This window comes from Achromobacter sp. HZ01, assembly GCF_003267925.1.
Taxonomy (GTDB): domain Bacteria; phylum Pseudomonadota; class Gammaproteobacteria; order Burkholderiales; family Burkholderiaceae_B; genus Achromobacter; species Achromobacter pulmonis_A.
In genome coordinates, this window is record NZ_LWKV01000002.1 from 1,393,210 (window position 1) to 1,412,358 (window position 19,149).

19 protein-coding genes are annotated in these 19,149 nt (G+C 67.2%); 8 read left to right on the forward strand and 11 right to left on the reverse strand.

What is annotated here, in order from left to right; genetic code table 11:
* Positions 1-37: 37 nt before the first annotated feature.
* Entirely contained in the window at positions 38-1,108 is a 1,071-nt protein-coding gene (locus tag A6B37_RS15460) for a hypothetical protein (RefSeq protein WP_111826241.1), read from the reverse strand.
* Between the two features lie 177 nt (positions 1,109-1,285).
* On the opposite strand from A6B37_RS15460, the gene A6B37_RS15465 reads away from it, so the two are divergent.
* Both A6B37_RS15465 and A6B37_RS15470 read left to right on the forward strand, forming a co-directional pair.
* Positions 1,286-1,717 carry a nuclear transport factor 2 family protein gene (locus tag A6B37_RS15465; RefSeq protein ID WP_111826242.1) on the forward strand — a complete coding sequence of 144 codons (432 nt, stop codon included), beginning with the start codon at positions 1,286-1,288 and terminating at the stop codon, positions 1,715-1,717.
* 165 nt (positions 1,718-1,882) lie between these two features.
* On the forward strand, positions 1,883-2,242 hold the full coding sequence (locus A6B37_RS15470; protein ID WP_111826243.1) for a hypothetical protein: 360 nt from the start codon (positions 1,883-1,885) through the stop codon (positions 2,240-2,242).
* A gap of 3 nt (positions 2,243-2,245) precedes the next feature.
* Here the strand turns inward: A6B37_RS15470 and A6B37_RS15475 are convergent, their stop codons facing one another.
* The 3 genes from A6B37_RS15475 to A6B37_RS15485 are packed head-to-tail and all read right to left on the reverse strand — an operon-like array spanning position 2,246 to position 4,714.
* The gene (locus A6B37_RS15475; protein ID WP_111826244.1) at positions 2,246-2,947 is read right to left on the reverse strand and encodes a 4-carboxy-4-hydroxy-2-oxoadipate aldolase/oxaloacetate decarboxylase; all 702 of its coding nucleotides are present in this window, start codon (positions 2,945-2,947) and stop codon (positions 2,246-2,248) included.
* Complete coding sequence (locus A6B37_RS15480; protein ID WP_102772943.1) at positions 2,944-3,666, reverse strand: PIG-L deacetylase family protein; 723 nt, start codon at positions 3,664-3,666, stop codon at positions 2,944-2,946. The genes A6B37_RS15475 and A6B37_RS15480 overlap by 4 nt, the downstream gene beginning before the upstream one ends.
* Positions 3,667-3,724: 58 nt before the next feature.
* The gene (locus A6B37_RS15485) at positions 3,725-4,714 is read right to left on the reverse strand and encodes a tripartite tricarboxylate transporter substrate binding protein (protein ID WP_102772942.1); all 990 of its coding nucleotides are present in this window, start codon (positions 4,712-4,714) and stop codon (positions 3,725-3,727) included.
* 104 nt (positions 4,715-4,818) lie between these two features.
* Here A6B37_RS15485 and A6B37_RS15490 point away from each other — a divergent pair, with 104 nt between their 5' ends.
* Positions 4,819-5,724, forward strand: coding sequence for a LysR substrate-binding domain-containing protein (locus A6B37_RS15490; protein ID WP_111826245.1), 906 nt, complete (start codon positions 4,819-4,821; stop codon positions 5,722-5,724).
* Between the two features lie 43 nt (positions 5,725-5,767).
* Here the strand turns inward: A6B37_RS15490 and A6B37_RS15495 are convergent, their stop codons facing one another.
* Genes A6B37_RS15495 through A6B37_RS15515 form a run of 5 tightly spaced genes read right to left on the reverse strand, consistent with a single transcriptional unit; the run spans position 5,768 to position 10,209 of the window.
* Complete coding sequence (locus A6B37_RS15495; protein WP_102772940.1) at positions 5,768-6,625, reverse strand: oxaloacetate decarboxylase; 858 nt, start codon at positions 6,623-6,625, stop codon at positions 5,768-5,770.
* Positions 6,625-7,149 carry a 3-isopropylmalate dehydratase gene (locus tag A6B37_RS15500; RefSeq protein ID WP_102772939.1) on the reverse strand — a complete coding sequence of 175 codons (525 nt, stop codon included), beginning with the start codon at positions 7,147-7,149 and terminating at the stop codon, positions 6,625-6,627. Before A6B37_RS15500 ends, A6B37_RS15495 begins: the two co-directional genes overlap by 1 nt.
* Positions 7,146-8,417 carry a 3-isopropylmalate dehydratase large subunit gene (locus A6B37_RS15505; protein WP_111826246.1) on the reverse strand — a complete coding sequence of 424 codons (1,272 nt, stop codon included), beginning with the start codon at positions 8,415-8,417 and terminating at the stop codon, positions 7,146-7,148. The genes A6B37_RS15500 and A6B37_RS15505 overlap by 4 nt, the downstream gene beginning before the upstream one ends.
* Before the next feature lie 21 nt (positions 8,418-8,438).
* On the reverse strand, positions 8,439-9,281 hold the full coding sequence (locus A6B37_RS15510) for a GntR family transcriptional regulator (RefSeq protein ID WP_102773508.1): 843 nt from the start codon (positions 9,279-9,281) through the stop codon (positions 8,439-8,441).
* Between the two features lie 34 nt (positions 9,282-9,315).
* Positions 9,316-10,209 carry a tripartite tricarboxylate transporter substrate binding protein gene (locus tag A6B37_RS15515; protein ID WP_246842496.1) on the reverse strand — a complete coding sequence of 298 codons (894 nt, stop codon included), beginning with the start codon at positions 10,207-10,209 and terminating at the stop codon, positions 9,316-9,318.
* Between the two features lie 150 nt (positions 10,210-10,359).
* On the opposite strand from A6B37_RS15515, the gene A6B37_RS15520 reads away from it, so the two are divergent.
* From A6B37_RS15520 to A6B37_RS15535, 4 genes are all read left to right on the forward strand, one after another.
* Entirely contained in the window at positions 10,360-11,352 is a 993-nt protein-coding gene (locus A6B37_RS15520; protein ID WP_246842478.1) for a GAF domain-containing DNA-binding protein, read from the forward strand.
* A 195-nt stretch (positions 11,353-11,547) separates the two neighbouring features.
* Complete coding sequence (locus A6B37_RS15525) at positions 11,548-13,122, forward strand: serine hydrolase (protein ID WP_111826248.1); 1,575 nt, start codon at positions 11,548-11,550, stop codon at positions 13,120-13,122.
* Between the two features lie 114 nt (positions 13,123-13,236).
* A complete protein-coding gene (locus A6B37_RS15530) occupies positions 13,237-15,279 on the forward strand; it encodes an alkaline phosphatase D family protein (protein WP_111826249.1) in 2,043 nt (680 codons plus the stop codon).
* A 90-nt stretch (positions 15,280-15,369) separates the two neighbouring features.
* Positions 15,370-16,431 carry a Fic family protein gene (locus A6B37_RS15535; RefSeq protein WP_102772934.1) on the forward strand — a complete coding sequence of 354 codons (1,062 nt, stop codon included), beginning with the start codon at positions 15,370-15,372 and terminating at the stop codon, positions 16,429-16,431.
* 69 nt (positions 16,432-16,500) lie between these two features.
* Here A6B37_RS15535 and A6B37_RS15540 read toward each other — a convergent pair whose 3' ends face one another.
* Complete coding sequence (locus A6B37_RS15540) at positions 16,501-17,694, reverse strand: acetylornithine transaminase (protein ID WP_102772933.1); 1,194 nt, start codon at positions 17,692-17,694, stop codon at positions 16,501-16,503.
* Between the two features lie 232 nt (positions 17,695-17,926).
* On the opposite strand from A6B37_RS15540, the gene A6B37_RS15545 reads away from it, so the two are divergent.
* Positions 17,927-18,856: a tripartite tricarboxylate transporter substrate binding protein gene (locus A6B37_RS15545; RefSeq protein WP_246842497.1), complete on the forward strand. Its 930-nt coding sequence runs from the start codon at positions 17,927-17,929 to the stop codon at positions 18,854-18,856.
* Between the two features lie 43 nt (positions 18,857-18,899).
* Here A6B37_RS15545 and A6B37_RS15550 read toward each other — a convergent pair whose 3' ends face one another.
* Entirely contained in the window at positions 18,900-19,100 is a 201-nt protein-coding gene (locus tag A6B37_RS15550) for a hypothetical protein (protein ID WP_102772931.1), read from the reverse strand.
* Between the last annotated feature and the right edge of the window lie 49 nt (positions 19,101-19,149).

The window sequence follows — 19,149 nt, forward strand, 5'->3', positions numbered from 1 at the left end:
AGACAGGCCCTGCGCAGCATTTCGCCCATGCCGGACGCTAATCCGTCGTCACAACGCGGATCACGTTCGGCGCGGTCTTGGATTGCGGTTCGAAATACAGCGTGGGCGCCCGATAAACCAGATCGCGCAACGCCTCATCAAGCTTCGGCATACCAAAACTTTTCGCGTCCGGCGCCTGGCGGAAATCCTCCAGGCTGGCTGGCAAGCGCGTCAAGACGATCGAGTCGACTGAGCACATGGGGCCATAGGACGTGTCCTCGCACGAGTCCGGCGTCATCTCCGGCTGATCCGCCGGCAACACGAAACCATCCGTCAGGACCGCCTCTCCCGCTTTGAGCGTGATGGACGCGACCGCCGAAAAAATCAGCTCCACGTCCACGGCTTCCGCCGGCGTCGCCTCGGCCTTGCCCTGCTTGAACGCGCGCGCGACGCCGAGCCGCCAGCGAAACTCCCGCGCCTCCTCATCGCAGCCGCCGCCATTCTTCAACATCACATCGCAGCCCTTGCCCAGGCCATCGTCGGCTTCTTGATCGGATAGCGGCGTGGTCAGCTTGAACTCGCGATCCATCGTGTGGTTCAGCGTCGCGATGCCAATTTTCTTCAGTCTGTCCTGGTAATCCCAGCTCGGCCCGGTTTCGGGCAGTTTCGTACGCGGTTGATGATAAGTAATCCGGTTGAGCCGGTACTCGCCGGGCAATACCGGTATCACCTGATAAAGCAGCCCGCCGCGCACCGTCTGGAATACCGGCCCGGTGTCGGTCAGCTCAGGCTTGTGCTCCCCCTGCCCGGCCGTGATCGCCAGGCCCTTCTCCGACTTGTGTCTCCAATGCACAAAGGTGCTGCGCTGACGCACGTAGCGGTCGCGCGTCGCCTGGTCGTTGAAGTCGCGGCGGGGCGCGGCGTCCAGATTGATGGTCGGGATCACCAGCAGTGCCGCCCCGTGCTCGCGCGTGGAACCGAATATGTCATCGGCGCGTGCGCGTTGACGTTCTACCGCAGCGTCATAGCGGGCTGCGAAGTCTTGATCGACGGAAGATTGCGCGAACGTCAGGGCCGGAGCGAAGAGAATGGCCAGGAGAATGCGGGCAAGCGCGGGCAACGACGGCATTGTGCTTTGGTTCTCGTGTTGGAAATGAAGCGGTGTGACGAAGACTGGGTTATGGCGCATTGCCTCGGCAAGAGAGGCGGGGTCATGATATCGCGTGGGGCGGCTCCCAGCGATTGGCGATGTTGCCGCGCAGCTAAACTGATCCGTGCCCACAAGCGGCCACAAGGGAGAAAATAGATGGAAACGCCCGTCACCGAGCTATTCACGCGATACGAGCGCTTTTTCAACCAATCCCTGCACGGAAATGCGGACATGGCGGAGATTGTGTCGCTGTATGCCTCGGCTTTCATCGCCGCTTCTCCTGCCGGGGTCATGGCCGGGCAGAACGACGACCGGCTCAAGGAAGTCATGGCGCAAGGGTATGCGTACTATCGAACCATAGGGACCAAAGGAATGCGCGTCCGCAATGTCCGAATCTCCCCGATAGACGAGCTGCATTGCGTGGCCCACGTCGCCTGGACGGCGACCTACGGCCGCAAGGGCCAGGCGGACACGACCATCGATTTCGATGTCCATTATCTGGTCCAGGTACTGGGCGGCGAAGCGAAGGTTTTCGGCTGGATCTCGGGCGATGAGCAGGCCGTGCTCAGGCAGCACGGCATTATCTGAAATAGTGCGCGGGTCTGGCGTTAAAACAGCCAATAATTCACTTTCGCAACCTTTTATTTCACCTCGCCACCTCCAGACAGCTATCTAAACAACTGCAAAGCGCCACAAAATCCGCAACAGTTATGCGCTAGGATGGTTTCGTGTTCCTCTCAAAGGAAACCCATCATGGCTACCAGCTCGCAAACGCCGCAAGCCTTCACGTCGGTCCGTCCCAACGTCATGGAGGTCGAATACGGCGCATTTCGTGGTTATGTGGACGTCATCGACCATGCTCGGCAGATACCCATGTGCAAGACGCACTTCTGCGGCACGGTCTGGCCATCGCGCGACATGGCCGAACATCAGGCGATGGAACTGGCGCGCAGCCTTCGCGCCGCGGCCGGCGCATCCCGGACAATGCTGCTCACCGCCAGCCTGAGCGACGCCGCGGCGGGGCGCAAGCCGCTGGAGTTCGTGCCCGTCAGCCTGGTCAAGCAGCAACCCACCGTTCCGGTCGTCAAGCGCCATCTGCGGCTGGTCGCCTGAGAACTATCCGAGCGGTTCCGCCGAGTCGACGTACACCAGGCCGGCCTCGCGCAGTTTGTCGCGCATGCCGTAGATGTCCAGTCCCAGTTCGCCGGCCGCCAGGCGCGCCCGCGTGAGGTTTTCCTTATGCAGGCGCGCCTCGCTCGCTTCGGCCACATCGGCGGCGCGCTCGCGTTCTACCACGACCACGCCGTCCTCGTCGGCCACGACGACGTCACCCGGATGCACCAGCGCGCCCGCGCACACCACCGGTACGTTGACGCTGCCCGGCGTGGCCTTGACCGTTCCCTTGGCGCAGATCGCACGCGCCCAGACCGGGAAACGCATGGCCTCGAGCGCAAGCACGTCGCGGCAGCCCGCGTCGATGACCAGGCCGCGAACGCCGCGCGCGGCAAACGAGGTCGCGAGCAGTTCGCCGAACATGCCGTCATGGTTGTCGGTGGTGCAGGCCACGACCAGCACGTCGCCGGGCTGGCATAGCTCGGCCGCGACGTGCAGCATCCAGTTGTCCCCCGGCTGCGCCAGCACGGTGACCGCGCTGCCGGCGACGGCCGCGCCGCGCCAGACCGGACGCAGGCTGGGGCGCAGCAGGCCGCTGCGGCCCTGGGCCTCATGGACGGTGGCGACGCCCGCCGCCTGCAGGCGCGCGATGATCGAGGCGTCCGCGCGGGCGATGTTCCGGACGGCGATTGCCTGCGTGCTCATGCGAACGCTCCCGTGACCTGCGGGAAGATGCGCTGGTACCCCTCGGCATGCGTGATCTTCAGATCGGAATTGCGCGAGGCCTGCACGCCGCGCTGCAGCGCCACGCGGGTGTAGTACTCCCACAGGTGTTCCTGCGCCGCCATGGTTTCGAAGGCGCGGCGCTTGACGTCCCAGACTTCGGAGATGTCCAGCAGGACTTCCGGCTTCCATTCGCACTGTTCGGGCTGGTGCGGTTCGAACAGGAACACCGGCGGCGCGCCCAGCACGGGCTGGTCCGGCCGATGCCCGTGCGCCTGGGCGATGATGCGCGCCTCCTGCGCCACGTGGGTCGCCAGCGGATGGTCGAAGTTGTACGGGTCCTTGAGCGAATGCGTGAGCACGAAGGCCGGCCGCAATTCGCGATAGATGTCGGCCAGCTGGAACAGGGCGTCGTCGCTCACCCGCAGCGGATAGTCGCCGCAATCCAGAAAGCGCACCGAGGCGCCGAGTATGCCGGCCGCGCGCGTGGCCTCGTCGCGGCGCGCCGCCTTGACGCGGTCCAGGGTCATGCCCGGCTCGCGCCAGAGTTTGGCGGATTCGCCGCGTTCGCCGAAAGACAGGCACACGACCGTCATGTTCCAGCCGCGCCGCGCATAGAGCGCGATGGCGCCGCCGGCGCGCCAGACGAAGTCGGCCGAATGGGCGCTGACGACCAGGCCGTGTTGCGTTGTGCTGCTCATGCTTTCATCCCAGGAAAAAGTAAACCGGCCTTGCCGCCGGGGTCCCGCCCATGCGGGCTCAATCCGCGCTGATGCCCGCCGCGCGGATCACCTTGCCCCACTTCACCGTTTCTTCGGCAACGAAGCGGCCGAAGTCCTCGGCGCTGCCCGGCGTGATCTCGGCGCCCATCTCGCCCATGCGTTGCTTGATGGCGGGATCGGCCAGCGCGGCCTGCAGGGCCTGGTTCAAGCGCTGCACCACGGCCGGCGGCATGCCCGCGGGGCCGACCAGTCCCCACCACACCGTGGCGTCGGCGCCCGGCAGCCCTTGGGCAGCCGCGGTCGGCACGTCGGGCAACAGTTTGGACGGATGCGGATTGAGCACGGCGAGCGCGCGCAACTTGTCGGACTTGATGTGCGAGACAACTTCGAGCGGATTGATCGACATGAACGACAGCCGTCCGCCGAGCAGATCCGTGACGGCGGGCGAGCCGCCCTTGTACGGAATGTGCAGCGCCTTGAAGCCGCCCTCGGCCTTCAGCAGTTCACTGCCCAGGTGGCCCGAACTCCCGTTCCCGGCCGAGCCATAGCTGAGCCTGTCGGGCTGCGCGCGGCCTTCGGCCACCAGATCCTTCAGGCTTTTGGCGGACGCGTCGCTGCGCACCACCACGACCAGCGGCGCGTAGCCGATGGCGCCGATCGGCGCGAAATCCTTGGCGGGATCGAAACTCAGCTTCGGGAACAGGGCGGCGTTGCTGGCCAGCGTGTTCGAGGCGGTCAGCAGGGTGTAGCCGTCGGGAGCAGAGCGCGCGACGTGCTCCATGCCGATATTGGTGGCCGCTCCCGGGCGGTTGTCGACGATGACAGGCTGCTTCAGTTCATCGGACATCTTTTGCGTGATCAACCGGGTCACGATGTCCACGCCGCCGCCGGCGGCATACGGCACCACGATACGCACCGGCTTGTCCGGAAAGCCGTCGGCCGCGCGGACGCCGAAAGGCGCCATCATCGCGGCGGCCAGCCCCAGGACGGCGCCGAGCCGGCCCAGTTGTCGGGAATAGACCTGCATTGCTGTCTCCTGTGTCGTTGTTCTAGTGTCGACATGGTGCGCGGGTCAGACTAATATCGTCCAATACTTTTGCGATAGCCGATTTATTTGGTTTTCAAATAACCGTGGATTTCCGCCAACTGCGTTACTTCGTTGCCGTCGCCGAGGAACTGAGCTTCAGCGCCGCCGCCCGGCGCCTGCACGTCAGCCAGCCGCCGCTGAGTCTGCAGATCAAGGCCCTGGAGACGGAGCTTGGCGCGGTGCTGCTGGATCGCAACAAGCGCAACGTCGCACTGACCGAGGCGGGCGCCCTTTTTCTCGACCAGGCGCGGCGGGCCCTCGGCAATCTGGACCGGGCCGCCGAAGTCGTGCGCCTGGCGTCCAAGGGCGAAGCGGGCGAGATCCGGATCGCGTTCACGGCCTCGGTGCCCATGGCCGAGGCGTTCCCCCGCGTGGTGCGCTCGTTCCGCGACAATCATCCCGCGGCGCGCGCAGACCTGATTCACATGTCCACCGGACAGCAATTGCAGGCGCTGGCCGACAAGAGCGTCGACGTCGGCTTCCTGCGCCCGTCGCTGCTGTTCTGCCCGCCTCCCAATATCCAGACCCTGAATCTGTGGACCGACCGCCTGGTCGCGGTGCTGCCGGCCTGGCATGCGCTGGCGGCGCGGCCGGACCCCTTGCCGATGGCGGCGCTGGCCGACGAGGCCTTCATCCTGTTTCCCCGGGGGCTGGGCTGCGGGCTGTTCGAGCACGTGACGGTGCTGGCCAGCCGAGCGGGCTTCGCGCCGCGTCTGATGCAGGAAGCGCGCGAAGGCGCGACCATCGTCGGGCTGGTGGCCGCGGGCATGGGAATCTCCGTGCTGCCGGACACCTACGCGCGCACCGGCATTCCGGGCGTGGTGTACCGCGAGCTGGATACGCCCGACGCGACCAGCAGCCTGCTTCTGGCGTACCGGCGCGATGACGCGTCGCCCCTGCTGCGGCGCTTCGTCGACGAGGTCAGGCCCACCGCCGGCGCCGCCGTATGAAGCTGCCGCTATCCTGACCGGCGCGCGGCGGCGGCGCCGTGCCTCATTCGTACGACTTCGCCAGCGCCAGCAACTCGGGCGTGCCGATGGTCTCGTTCAGGCCGTCGAAGTCCATCATGCGATCGCGCCATGGCGCGGTGCTGCCGTGCTCGCGCAAGCTGCCGTAGTAGCCCTTCAGCATGTGCGCGACCGCGCGCGAGGCGCCGCCAGGGAAGATCACGATGCGAAAACCGCGCCTGGCCAGCGCCTGGGCGCTTTCCACGGGCGTCTGGCCGCCCTCGACCATGTTCGCCAGCAGCGGCACGCGGTGCGCGAAACGCGCGCACGCGGCGTCGAGCTGCGCTTCCGTGCGCAGGGCCTCCACGAAGATGGCGTCGACCCCGCATTCGAGATAGCGTTCGGCGCGTTCGAGCGCGGCGTCCAGCCCTTCGACGGCGAGCGCGTCGGTGCGGGCGAGGATCAGCGTGCGGTCGCGGGCGTCCATGGCGGCGCGCAGCTTGCCGCACATCTCGGCCACGGGCACCACGCTCTTGCCGGCGAGGTGGCCGCAGCGCTTCGGAAAACTCTGGTCCTCGATCTGGATCATGGCCGCGCCGGCCCGTTCGAAGCCGCGCACCGTGCGCTGCACGTTGAGCGCATTGCCGAAACCGGTATCGCCGTCCACGATCACCGGCGTGTCCACGCGTTCGGTAATGCGGGCAAGCGTGTCGGCCACCTCGGTATAGGTGGTGAGTCCGACGTCGGATCGTCCCAGCCGCGCATAGGCGATGGACGCGCCCGACAGGTAAAGCGCCTCGAAGCCGGCCTGCTCCGCGATCAGCGCCGTAAGCGCATCGTAGATTCCCGGCGCCAGCACGGCATGTCCGGCGTCGAGCCGGGACTTCAACACGGATACGGTCATCATGCCCTCAGGGGATGGCGCGCCAGGCTGCCATCGGCGAGCCGGCGCTTCAGTAGATTCATCAAGCCGCCGGCGCGCACCATGTCGAGCAGAAAGCCCGGCACTTCGGCGCACGGCAGCGCATCGCCGTCGGCTCGCAGCACGCGCCGGCCCGGCAGATCGAGCGTGACGGACTCGCCTTCCTGCAATTCGGCGGCGCGCTCGCAGGTCACGAGCATCAGGCCCACGTTGAACGCATTGCGGAAATACAGGCCGTTGAAGTTCGGCGCGATCACCGCGGCCACGCCCAGATGCACGAGCGCGGCCGCCGCCTGCTCGCGCGAGGAGCCGATGCCGAAATGGCTGCCGGCCACCAGCACGTCGCCCGGCCTGACGCTCGATGCGAACTCGGGCCGCACGCCCTGCAGGCAGTGGCGCGCGATCTCCTCGATGCCGAATTTCATGTAGGCGCCGGGCGCGAGCTGGTCGGTGTCCACGTCGTCGCCCACGCGCCAGACGCGATGACGGGTAGCGGGCGTCGTCATGCCAGCACCTCCCTGGGATCGATGATGCGGCCGGCAAGCGCGGCGGCCGCCACGGAATAGGGCGAAGCGAGAAACACCCGGGCGGTTTCGGCGCCCATGCGCCCCTTGAAATTGCGCGCCGTGGTCGAGATGACGTTGACGCCTTCGGGTATCGACCCGCCATAGCCGGAGCAGGCGCCGCAGGAATTCGGCAGCACTTGCGCCCCCGCGTCCCGCAGCGCGTCCATGACGCCTTCTTCCTGCGCGCGCTGCTGGTCGCGCGCGCTGGCGGGCGCCACCATCAGCGTCACGCCGGCGGCCAGGCGGCGGCCGCGCAGCACCTCGGCGGCGGCGCGCAGGTCCTCGAGCTTGGCGCCGGTACAGGCGCCGATATAGGCCGCCTGTATCGGCGTGGCGGGATAATCGCCCGCCGGCGCGGCGTTGGCGGGGCTGTGCGGCGCCGCCACCTGCGGCGCCAGCGCATCGGCGTCGAACCGGTGCGTTTCCACTTCCGCGCCGGCGTCGGTGCGCCAGCGCGCCAAGTCGATATCGTGCGCGCGCGGCACGCCGGCGGCGTGCAGATAATCCAGCGTGACCCGGTCGGGCGCGATCAGCCCCACCTGCGAGCCCAGCTCGGCCGACATGTTCGACAGCGTCATGCGCTCCTGCATCGACAGCGCGCGCACGGCCGCGCCGCAGAACTCGACCGCCTGGTAGCGTCCGCCATTCATGCCGAAACGGCCGATCATGGCAAGCGCCATGTCCTTGGCCGTGACGCCCCTGGCGAGCCGCCCGTCCCATTGCATGGCGATCGTCTGCGGCACCTGCACCCAGATCTCGCCGCTGGCCACCACGCCCAGCATCTCGGTGCTGCCCACGCCGAACATGTATGCGCCGAACGCGCCGCCGGTGGGCGAGTGCGAGTCGCCTCCCACACAGAACATGCCGGGGCGGATGTGGCCGTGCTCGGGCACCACCACGTGGCAGATGCCGATGGAATCGTAGACGTGCGGCAGCGCCTGTTCGCGCGCCCAGTCGCGCGCGATGCGCACGATGCGGCGCGACTCGTCGTCCGACTCCGGCACGTAGTGATCCATCACCAGCACCACCTTGTCGCGGTCCCACAGCCCCGTGCCCAGCGATTCGAGCATGGGTTTGAGGCGGCGCGGACCGCTGGAATCATGGAACATCGCCAGGTCGACCCGGCAGGTGACGATTTCGCCCACCGCGACCGTGTCGCGGCCGCTGGCTGCCGCCAGCAGCTTCTGGGCCAGGGTTTGCTCAGGCATGATTGCTTCCTGGTGTCTGCGTCAGATCCGCGCCGTCCGCGCCCCGGCCTTGGACGCGCGCGGCCGCGCCGGCAGCGGCGCGGGGCCGGGCGCGCCCACGCCGGCCGGCAGCCAGTTCGGCTCGCCCTTGGTCTCGTGCGCCTGCATGTCCATGCGGTATTCGTAGCGATCCGGACGGTAGCGCGCCAGCAGCCATTCCACCGGCCGGCCGGCGTCGTCGCGCACCAGCCGGCGCAGCGTCAGCAGCGCCGAACCCACCGGCACTTCCAGCGCCGCGGCGATCTGCGGATTCGCCAGTTCGGCCGAAATGGATTGCTGCGCCCGCGCGACGCGCACGCCCAGCTCCCGGAATATCGCCAGCAGCGGCCGGCTGTTCAGATCGGCCTTGCGGATGCGCGCGCCGATATCGCCGGGCACATAGCTCTCCAGATGCGAGAACGGCGCGTCCTCGTAGCTGCGCACGCGCACCGCGTGCTGCACGGCAGCGCCGGACGGGAGTTCCATGGCCGCCGCCACCGCCGCCGGCGCGGGCATGACGGCAAGCGACACGACCCGCACCTGTGTCTGCATGCCCATGTTCGACAAATGCCGCATCAGCGCTTCCATGCCCGCCCCGGCCTGCGGCGCGTCCACCCAGCCCTTGCTGTCGGCGGCGAAAGTGCCGCGGCCCTGGCGGCGCTCGATCAGGCCGTCGGCCTCCAGCGCCTCCAGCGAGCGCCGGATCGTCAGGCGCGAGACCCCGTATTCCTCGGCCAGGGCATTCTCGCCCGGCATCGGCGCGCCTCCCGCAAAACCGCCGCCCGCCAATCGTTGCTTGAGCAACAGATAGACCTGGTGATACAGAGGAAGCGGATTCTTGGACACGGACATGCTCCGGAAAAGGCGGACCAGGCGACGCTCAGTCGATGGTGGCGCCGGTGAATTTGACGATTTCAGCGTAACGCGCGATGTCCTCGCGCACGAAGGCGTCGAGCTCCTCGGGCGTGCTGCTCACGGCCGTGGCGGCTTCGCCCTCCAGCAGGCGCCGGAACTCCGGCGTATCCACTGCCTTGCGCGCGGCGGCGTTCAGCGACTTTACAACTTCGGGCGACAGCCCGGCCGGGCCGAACATCGCAAACCAAGCATTGGATTCGAAGCCCTTGATCGTGTCGCCGATGGGCGGCACGTCGGGGAACTGCGGCAGCGGCTTGGGGCTGGTCACGCCCAGCGCCTTGAGCGCGCCGGACTTCATGTGCGGCAAGGCGTTCAGCGAACTCGCGACCATCATGTCCACCTGGCCGCCGAGCAGATCCGTGATGGCCGGCGCGGTGCCCTTGTACGGCACGTTCAGGATGTCCAGGCCCGACATCATCTTCATGCGTTCGCCGGCCATGTGCAGCGACGAACCGAGCGCGCCGATCGCCATCGTGTATTTGCCGGGATGCGCCTTCACTTCCTTGACGAACGCGGGCATGTCGTTGGCGGGAAAGTCCTTGCGCGTCACCAGCACGCTGGGCACGTTGGCCAGCATGCTGATGGCCTTGAAATCCTTGACCGGATCGAACGGCAGATTGCGATACAGGGAGGCGTTGATCGAGAAACTCGTGAACGTGACCAGCAGCGTGCTGCCGTCGGCCTTGGACTTGGCCACGTAGTCGGCCGCGATGTTGCCGCCGGCGCCGGGACGATTCTCGACCAGCACCGTCCGCTTCAGCTCCTGCGCCATGCGCTGCCCGATGTTGCGCGCGACGGTATCGGTCGTCCCGCCGGGCGGCGCGCCGACGATCAGGCGGATCGGGGCTTCCTGCGACATGGCGGGGAACGCGAAAACAGCTGCGAGCACGCAGCCGGATATGAAGCGGCGCATGGGTTGTCTCCTGGTATGTTGTATTGATGTTAATACAAGTATACGTGGCTGGTTTTGCGGAGGCAAGCAAGCGTCATCCGTTCCCGCCTCGAAACCTTGTCATTCCTGATCACCACGGCGAAAATTCCCGCGCACGGACGATGCTCGATCCGGCCGCCGGGGGAATCGCAAGTGAAGGATGCTGGCCAGTACACGACGCACGCGGTGACCGTGCTGCAAACCAGTCCGCCATCGGACTGGCCTTATCGCTGCGCGATGAGTCTGCTTCGGCATCCCGTCGACGATGCGATTTCGGAACATCTGGCGTATATGGGCGAGTCTTCGGGCGCGGACCGAGCATGGATGATCGAATACCGTCCCGACCTGCTGCGGCTGCGCAATACGCATGAATGGTGCCGATGCCGGACGCAGCCGTATGTGGCCGAGCTGCAGGACGTGCCGACCACGCTGATCGCGTGGCTGCATCGGTTCATGGTGCAAGGCCAGGCCGTGGCCATCCATGACGTAAACGATATGCCGCGCACGGCGCGGACCATCCAGCTGGAATTCCAGCGCCAGGGGAACAAGAGCGTGCTCAGCGTGCCGGTTTTCCACGACGGGAAGCTCCACGGGATCATCGGTTTCGATACGACGGTCAGGCACCGGACCTGGTCCGCGGCGGAAATCGGGGCGACGTTCCAGTGCGCCAACCTGATCGGACAAGCCAGATACTCGAACGCGCGCGCTTCCAAAGGGGCGGCGTTGCACGAGGGCGCCGCGCCGGTGGTGTATCTGCGCATGCGCGGCGTGGTGCGGGGCGTGCGGCCCGACGCGATCGTGGGAGTGCGGTCCGCGGGAAACTACAGCGAGATCTGGCTGGAGGACGGGTCGATGGTGCTCGATTCACGGGCGCTGGGCGTATGGTCCAGCCTGTTGCCGCAACAGCGGTTTTTCCGGGTCCACCGTACCGCCATTGCGAATGCGTTGCACGTCATGGACGTGGATCGCCGCAGCGTGGACAAGTGGCTGATCCGGATGCGCGCCGTGGGCGGCCCATGGCCGGTGTCGCGCGCCTACCGCAAGCAGCTGCGTGAGCGCATGGGGATCTGAACGCGGCGATTCGTGTCCGCACGTCTGCGTGTCCATGCGGTTCGTCATGCCGGCATGTTGGTTCATCCTTGCGCCGGTGGTGGCTCGACGGATTCTTGGGATGATTTCTCAAGCGACGGCGCGTTCGCACGGTCAGGACGCGCGGCGTTTCCCGCATCGCTCATCCAGCGGAATCCCGATCCCGAGGACATCACCATGAACGGAAAAGCACTCATCGCCGCCGCATGCATGCTTGCGCTGGGCGGCGCCACGGCCGCATGGTCGCAGACGGTGGCCATCGACCGAGCGTCCAGCCCGCCGGCGGACGCCGTCGCCATCCCGGACGGCAGCAGGGAGCGCGCCGTCCGGGAGCTGCCGAAGATCGTTCAGGACATCATGACGCGCAGCCGCGTGCCGGGCATGGCGGTGGCCGTGGTGATCGACGGCGAGACGGTGTTCGCGCAAGGCTACGGCACGCGCGAGTCGGGCAGGAACGCGCCCGTGGACGCGCAGACGGTGTTCCAGATCGCCTCGATCTCGAAGTCCTTGTCGGCGACGGTGGCGGCGATCGAAGTCTCCAGGGGCACCGTCGCGTGGGACGATCCGGTCCTGCGGCATCTGCCGGACTTCCGCCTGAGCGACGCCTATGTGTCCGAGCATGCCACGATAGGCGATTTCTATGCGCACCGCTCCGGGCTGCCCGGCACGGCAGGCGACGACCTGGAAGATCTGGGATTCAAACGCAGCGAGGTCCTGGCCCGGCTGCGCCTGTTGCCGCTGGACGCCTTCCGTGCGTCCTATCACTACGCCAACTTCAGCACCACGATAGGCGCGCAGGCGGTGGCCAGGGCGGCGGGCCGCCCATGGGAAGCGCTGGCCGAGGACACGCTGTTCAAGCCCTTGGGCATGCATGCCACCAGCTACCGCTATGGCGATTTCCAAGCGCGCGCCAATCGCGCCGTGCTGCACGCCTACCAGAAAGGCGTCTTCGTTCCAGCGGGCCAGCGCGACGCCGACCAGCAGGCGCCCGCCGGCGGCGTATCGTCCACGGTCGTCGATCTGGCGCAGTGGCTGAAACTGCTGCTGGCCGATGGCGTTTATCAGGGCAAGCCGATGATCGCCGCGGGCGCGCTGCTTCCCGCGCTGTCCGCCCAGGCAGTGAGCGCGCCCGCCCACGACCTGGATGCGCGATCGGGCTTTTATGGCTATGGCTTCAACGTCAATACCGAGCCGGGCGGGCGTCCTTCCATGGGGCATTCGGGCGCATTCCTGATGGGCACGGGAACCTCGTTCAGAATCGTGCCCTCGGCCGGGATCGGCATCGTGGTGTTGACCAATGGCGCGCCGGTGGGCGCGGCCGAGTCCGTCGCCGCCACATTCATCGATACAGCCTTGTACGGCCGGTCCACGCGCGACTGGTACGCGGCCTATCATGGCGCCATGCTCGGTTTTTTCGAGCCGCAGGCCGACCTGTCGAGGCAGGCCAGGCCCGTGCCGCCTGCGCCGCCCCAGCCGCTGCGCCAGTACACGGGCCGCTACGACAACGCCTACTACGGCCCCGCCGAGATCCAGGAGGCCGATGGCGCCCTGACCCTGACGCTGGGACCAAAGGGCATGCGTTTCCCGCTGCGGCACTGGAACGGCGACACTTTCGCCTTCGCCCCCGCCGGCGAGGCCGAGCTGGTCGACTCGCTGGCGTCCATCGAGTTCAAGCTCGTTGCCGGCCAGGCCCCAGGCTTTCAGATCAAGTTCTACGACGACAACGGCTTCGGGCGCTGGACCCGCAAGTAGCCGGCCACGCCGTCCTGTCACCGCCATGCAACGCCCTGGTGCGCTAATACCGGCGCCACCTCCGCCAACCCGGCGCCGCACGCCGGCGCCGCCTTACCTTGGGCATTGCTCGACATGGACCGTAGAAAATTCCTTAAATGGGGCAGCTTCCTGACCGTCTCCGCCGCCACCGCCGGCCTGGCCGGCTGCAACAGCGATGACGATGACGGCGACGACAGCAACGTAGACAACGGCAACGGCGGCGGCGGCGAGCCGCCGGCGCGGCGCTTCCAGTACCCGCAAGGCGTCGCCTCGGGCGATCCGCGGCCCGACAGCATCGTCCTGTGGACCCGCGTGATCGGCGATGACGGCGCGGCCGTCGCCGTGCGCGTGCAGCTGGCGCGCGACGAGGCCTTCACCCAGCTGCTGGTCGATGCCGCCGTCAGCGCCGAGCCCGACTGGGACCACACCGTGCGCCACAAGGTCACGGGCCTGGACGCCGGCAGCAACTACTACTACCGCTTCGTGGCGGGCGCCAGCACCAGCCCCGTCGGCCGCACGCGCACCGCGCCGGCGGAAAACGCCGCGGTGGCGCAGCTGAAGTTCGCCTTCATTTCGTGTCAGGACTGGAGCGTGAACCATTGGGCCGCCTTCGACGAGCTGGCCGCGCAGGACCTGGACTTCGTGGTGCACCTGGGCGACTACGTCTATGAAACCGTGAAGGCGGGCTTCCAGGCCGGCGGCGTGGAAAGCGCGCATGCGCCGCTGTCGCTGCCCGACGGCACGGCGCGGGCCGATGGCGCGTTCTACGCGACGACGCTGGCCGACTATCGCAGCCTGTACCGCAGCTACCGTTCGGACCCGCGCCTGCAGGCCCTGCACGCGCGCTTTCCGGTCATCGCCATCTGGGACGATCACGAATTCTCGGATGACTGCTGGCAGGACCGCCAGACCTACGAAACCGTGGACGACGAAACGCCCGGCACGGCGCGCCGCCGCGGCGCCAGCCAGGCCTGGTTCGAGTTCATGCCGGCCGACGTGTCGCTGGACCCGGCCAATCCGTCGTTCCAGAACATCCAGATCTATCGCGCATTCCGCTTCGGCAGCCTGGCCACGCTGCTGATGACGGACGAACGCCTGTACCGCGCCGACCACGTGATCCCCGAGCAGCAGGCAGGCAGCGAGATCGGCAGCCGCTACTTCGTGCCCAAGCGCCTGCTGTCGCAGGTCGAGGCGATGAAGCTGGCGAGCGCCGGCGGCCAGCTGACGCCGGTGTCCATCCTGGGCGACACGCAGCGCAACTGGTGGAAGGCGCAGCTGGCCGCCAGCACCACGTCCTGGAATCTGTGGGGCAACGAAGTCTCGCTGCTGCGCATGCAGTTCAACGGCGCGCAGGCCGTGGCCGGCCTGCTGGCGCAGGGCCTGGCGGCGGCGCAACCGGCGCTGGCGCCGCTGGCGCCGTTCATGGCGGCCGCGCTGGCGCAGGATTTGAAGGATGCCGACCACGCCAGCGGCAGCCCCGTCACCGCGTATCCCGCCTTGTCCGCGCTGCTGGACGCGCAGGCGGGCATTCCGCTTGCGGCCTTCGCCGCGCAGATCAAGCCCCTGCTGGACGCGCAGCTGCCGCCTTCGCTGCTGCTGGACGAATACCTGCTGAACGCGGACCAGTGGGATGGCTACAACGCCGAGCGCAAGGACATGATGGCCTTCGTGCGCGACAAGGGCGTGCGCAACCTGGTGGCGCTGACGGGCGACATCCACGCCTTCTTCGCCGGCCCCGTCATGGACGACTACGACGCCGCGACGCCCAGGCCCGTGATGGTGGACCTGGTGACGGCCGGCATCTCCAGCAATTCCTTCTTCAGCTATTTCAAGAACGTGGTCGACACCGATCCCGCCTTCGCGCCGGCCAGGCCGCTGATCTACGGCGAGGCGGCGGGCGAAATCAGAAACACGTTCAACGACACCTTGAAGCAGTTCAACGCCGACTGGCTGCGCTACATCGACACCGACGCGCAAGGGTTCGCGGTGGTGACGCTGACAGAGACGGAACTGCGCTGCGTGTTCCACAAGCTCAAGCCGCTGGACGGCACGCAGGCGCCGGCCTTGCCCGCCGTCGCGTCGCAGACGGTGCTGACGGTGGCGTCGGGGACGGCGGCTGTGACGGTGGCGGCGTAGGTTGGGGTTTATTCGAATCAGCTCAATTCCGCTCATTGCATGAGCCGATTGCCGCTAAATTGAGTCGATTCGATCCCCCTGGCTCACATCATGACCATCCGCGAAAATATTCTTCGAACCTCCAAGGAATACCGACGCGCATTCGTCGACGACTACGTACCGAACCGGAGTTCCCTGTTGCCGACATCGCTGGCCCAGGCCTTGGCCGACGAAGGGGGCATGCAAGGCCAGTTTCCGGCCGGCACTTACGCGCGCCGTGTCCTGGAGCCATTGTTGCTGGACCTGTCCTGGTCATCCTCGCGCCTGGAAGGCAACCGCTACTCCTTGTTGGCCACGCAGGAACTCTTCAGGCTCGGCGCGGCGGGAGCGGACCTGGACGCGGTAATGCTGCTCAACCACAAGGCCGCCATCGAGTTCATGATCGATGCTGTGCCCGCGCATGGCTTGACGTCGGCCGTGATCAGCAACCTGCATGCGATTCTGATGCAGGACCTGCTGGCCGACGCCCAGGGCCTGGGCCGTATCCGGCAGGCCGTGGTCAATATCGGGGGAAGCACCTACATGCCGGTGCAGGCGCCGTCACTGCTACAGGAGATGTTCGACCACATCCTGGAGAAGGCGCGGCTTACCAAGAACCCGGTGGAAGCCGCTTTCTTCCTGTGGGTGAACCTGGCCTATCTGCAGCCTTTCGAAGATGGCAACAAACGCACCAGCCGTTTGTCGTCGAACATCCCGCTGATGCTTTACAACAACGCGCCGCTGTCCTTTCTTGACGTGGAGCCCCACGACTACGCCCACGCCATGATGGGCGTTTACGAACACTGCGACGTAACGCTGGCGGTGGAACTGTTCACCTGGGCTTATCGCCGCTCGATCCGCAAGTACGCAATACTGCTCGATGCGGCGGGCGTGCCCGATCCCGTGCGGCTGCGATTCCGGGAAAAGTTGAACGACGTGATCGGCCAGGTGGTGCGCGAACGGTGGACGGCGGATGCCGCGGTGGCCGCGCTGGCGCTGCCTGAAGAGGAGGTCCGGCTATTGCGCCCGATGCTGGCCCGGGAGCTGCGCATACTGGATCTGCACAACTGCGCGCGTTATCGGCTGCCGATGGCGCAGGTGCAGCGATGGATCGACGCGGGACGGCCGCAATAACGCCCATCGCGCAAAGCACAAGGGCCGCGATGATCGCGGCCCTTGCTGTTTACTGCCTGCAGGTTTGAATCACGCCTTGCGCACCTGCGCAATCAAGCCATCCAGCTGCTTGAGCATGGTGTCGATTTCTTCGGCCGTGACGTTCAGCGCGGGCATGAAGCGCAGCAGGTTGCCGCGCGGGGCGTTCAGCAGCAGGCCGTTGGGCGCCAGGTTGCGGGCGGCTTCGACGATGGCGGGGCCGTCGTCGCGGTCCATGACCAGGGCGCGCAAGAGGCCCAGGCCGCGCTCGCCCTTCATGCCGTACTTGGCCGACAGGGCCAGCAGGCCTTCGGACAGCTGCTTGGCGCGGGCGTTGACGGATTCCATGAAGCCCGGGGCGGCCAGCGCGTCGAACACGGCCACGCCGACGGCGGCCATGAGGGGGTTGCCGTTGTAGGTGCCGCCCTGGTCGCCGTGGGCGAAGACGCAGACTTCCTGGCGCGCCAGCAGCGCGGCCAGCGGCACGCCGCCGCCGATGCCCTTGGCCAGCGTCATGATGTCGGGCACCACGTCGGATTGCTGGTAGGCGAACATCGTGCCGGTGCGGCCCATGCCGGTCTGGACTTCGTCGACGATGAAGAGCAGCTTGTGCTCGTCGGCGAGCTTGCGCAGGCCCTGCATGAATTCCTTGGTGGCCGGGATGACGCCGGCTTCGCCCTGGACCGGTTCGAGCATGATGGCGACGGTCTGGTCGTCGATCAGCTTGCGCACGGATTCCAGGTCGTTGATTTCGGCCTTGGGGAAGCCTTCGACCTGCGGGGCGAACATCTTGTCCCAGCCCGGCTTGCCCGACGCGGACATGGTCGCCAGCGTGCGGCCGTGGAAGCCGTGATTCATGGTGATGATCTTGTACGCGCCGTTCTTGTTGACCTGGCCCCACTTGCGCGCGAGCTTGATGGCGCCTTCATTGGCCTCGCCGCCGCTGTTGGCGAAGAACACGCGGTCGAACACCGAGGCGCCGGTCAGGCGCTGGGCCAGGGCGATGGACGGCTCGTTGTAGAAGGCCGGCGAGGGGTTCATCAGCAGCTTGGACTGGTCCAGCAGGGCCTTCTGCATTTCCGGGGCGCAGTGGCCCAGGGTGTTGACGGCCCAGCCCTGGACGAAGTCCAGGTATCGCTTGCCCGCGTGATCCTCCAGCCAGGACCCCTGGCCTCGCACGAACACGAGGTCCGGGCGGGCGGTGATCTCCATGAGGGTGTTGACGTTGAACTGGCTGAATTCCATGGCGGTTCCTGCGGAATGAGAGAACAGGGGTGGGGAAACAAGGGAAATGTAGCACCGGCGGGGGAATGCTATCGTGACGAACCCCTGCCGATCCGCCCCAGGGCCGCCTCAAGAGGGCCGCCAGCGCGGGCGCTCTATTTTATGCAACAGGCGCAGACCCCGCGCGCAGCCCTTTGTCGCTTTTTACTGACCAATCATGAAACGTACTCTTTCCAGTCTCGCGGCCTGTCTGATGCTGGCGGCGGCCGGCGCCCCGGCGCAGGCGCAGTATCCCGAACGCCCCATCCGCCTGATCGTGCCGTTCCCGCCGGGCCAGGCCACCGACATCTTCGCGCGCGCGCTGGCCGAAAAGCTGGGCGCGGCGGTCAAGCAGCCCATCGTGGTCGAGAACCGCGCCGGCGCCGGCAGCAATATCGGCATGGAGCAGGCGGCGCGCGCCGCGGCCGACGGCTACACGCTGGTGATCGCGGGCAGCGCCGCGGCCGTGAACCAGACGCTGTACAAGACCATCAACTACAGCCTGACCAAGGATTTCGCGCCGGTGTCGGGCGTGTTTTCGGTGCCGCTGATGTTCCTGGCCACGCCGGCCTCGGGCATCACCTCGCTCAAGCAGCTGGTCGAGCAGGCGCGCGCCAATCCGGGCGAGCTGGCCTACGCCAGCGCCGGCATCGGCGGCACGCAGCATCTGTCGGCCGAGATGTTCAAGGCGGCCGCCGATGTGGACATCCGCCACATTCCGTACAAGGGCAGCGGCCCGGCGCAGGCGGATTTCCTGGGCCATCAGGTGCCGCTGATGGTGGATTCCGTGACCGCCGGCCTGCCGCACGTGCAGAGCAAGAAAGCGGTGGCGCTGGCGGTGACCACCGCCAAGCGGCTGCCGCAGCTGCCCGACGTGCCGACGGTGGCGGAATCGGGTTATCCGGGCTTCGAAGCCATCGGCTGGGCCGCGGTGCTGGCGCCGCGCGACACGCCGCCGGCGGTGACGGGCTATCTGAGCCAGCAGATCGGCCAGGTGCTGAAGGCGCCGGAGATGCAGAAATTCTTCCGCGACCGCGGCGCCGAACCCATGCCGATGACGCCGCAGGACACCGGCGCGTTCATCGCCGGCGAAGTGCAGAAGTGGGGCAAGGCCGTCAAGCAGTCGGGCGCCCAGGTGGACTGAGCGCCCGCTGTCGGCCCGGCGGTCTGCGCCGGGCCGTCCTGCCTCAAAGCGGCTGGGTCACCACGGGCTTGGCCGGATCGCCGGGCTGTCCGGGGTCGCCGGGACGGCCGGGTACGGTGTCATCCTGTCCGGGCCGCGGCGTGGGGCGCTGACCCGGCGCCTGCTTGTCCGGCGCGTCGCCGGGCCGCTGGCCGGGAGGCTGGGTGGGATCGGACGGGTCGTTGGGTTGCTGATGTGCTTGCATGGCTTTTCTCCTGAAAGGTTCAAGGCTGGCTGCACCGGGGGCAGCGCCG

Coding starts and splice junctions, on each gene's coding strand:
- A6B37_RS15525 (WP_111826248.1), top strand. CDS start 11,548: ATGAACGGAAAAGCACTCATCGCCGCCGCATGCATGCTTGCGCTGGGC.
- A6B37_RS15460 (WP_111826241.1), bottom strand. CDS start 1,108: ATGCCGTCGTTGCCCGCGCTTGCCCGCATTCTCCTGGCCATTCTCTTC.
- A6B37_RS15465 (WP_111826242.1), top strand. CDS start 1,286: ATGGAAACGCCCGTCACCGAGCTATTCACGCGATACGAGCGCTTTTTC.
- A6B37_RS15500 (WP_102772939.1), bottom strand. CDS start 7,149: ATGACGACGCCCGCTACCCGTCATCGCGTCTGGCGCGTGGGCGACGAC.
- A6B37_RS15470 (WP_111826243.1), top strand. CDS start 1,883: ATGGCTACCAGCTCGCAAACGCCGCAAGCCTTCACGTCGGTCCGTCCC.
- A6B37_RS15485 (WP_102772942.1), bottom strand. CDS start 4,714: ATGCAGGTCTATTCCCGACAACTGGGCCGGCTCGGCGCCGTCCTGGGG.
- A6B37_RS15535 (WP_102772934.1), top strand. CDS start 15,370: ATGACCATCCGCGAAAATATTCTTCGAACCTCCAAGGAATACCGACGC.
- A6B37_RS15475 (WP_111826244.1), bottom strand. CDS start 2,947: ATGAGCACGCAGGCAATCGCCGTCCGGAACATCGCCCGCGCGGACGCC.
- A6B37_RS15505 (WP_111826246.1), bottom strand. CDS start 8,417: ATGCCTGAGCAAACCCTGGCCCAGAAGCTGCTGGCGGCAGCCAGCGGC.
- A6B37_RS15530 (WP_111826249.1), top strand. CDS start 13,237: ATGGACCGTAGAAAATTCCTTAAATGGGGCAGCTTCCTGACCGTCTCC.
- A6B37_RS15515 (WP_246842496.1), bottom strand. CDS start 10,209: ATGTCGCAGGAAGCCCCGATCCGCCTGATCGTCGGCGCGCCGCCCGGC.
- A6B37_RS15545 (WP_246842497.1), top strand. CDS start 17,927: ATGCTGGCGGCGGCCGGCGCCCCGGCGCAGGCGCAGTATCCCGAACGC.
- A6B37_RS15495 (WP_102772940.1), bottom strand. CDS start 6,625: ATGACCGTATCCGTGTTGAAGTCCCGGCTCGACGCCGGACATGCCGTG.
- A6B37_RS15480 (WP_102772943.1), bottom strand. CDS start 3,666: ATGAGCAGCACAACGCAACACGGCCTGGTCGTCAGCGCCCATTCGGCC.
- A6B37_RS15540 (WP_102772933.1), bottom strand. CDS start 17,694: ATGGAATTCAGCCAGTTCAACGTCAACACCCTCATGGAGATCACCGCC.
- A6B37_RS15550 (WP_102772931.1), bottom strand. CDS start 19,100: ATGCAAGCACATCAGCAACCCAACGACCCGTCCGATCCCACCCAGCCT.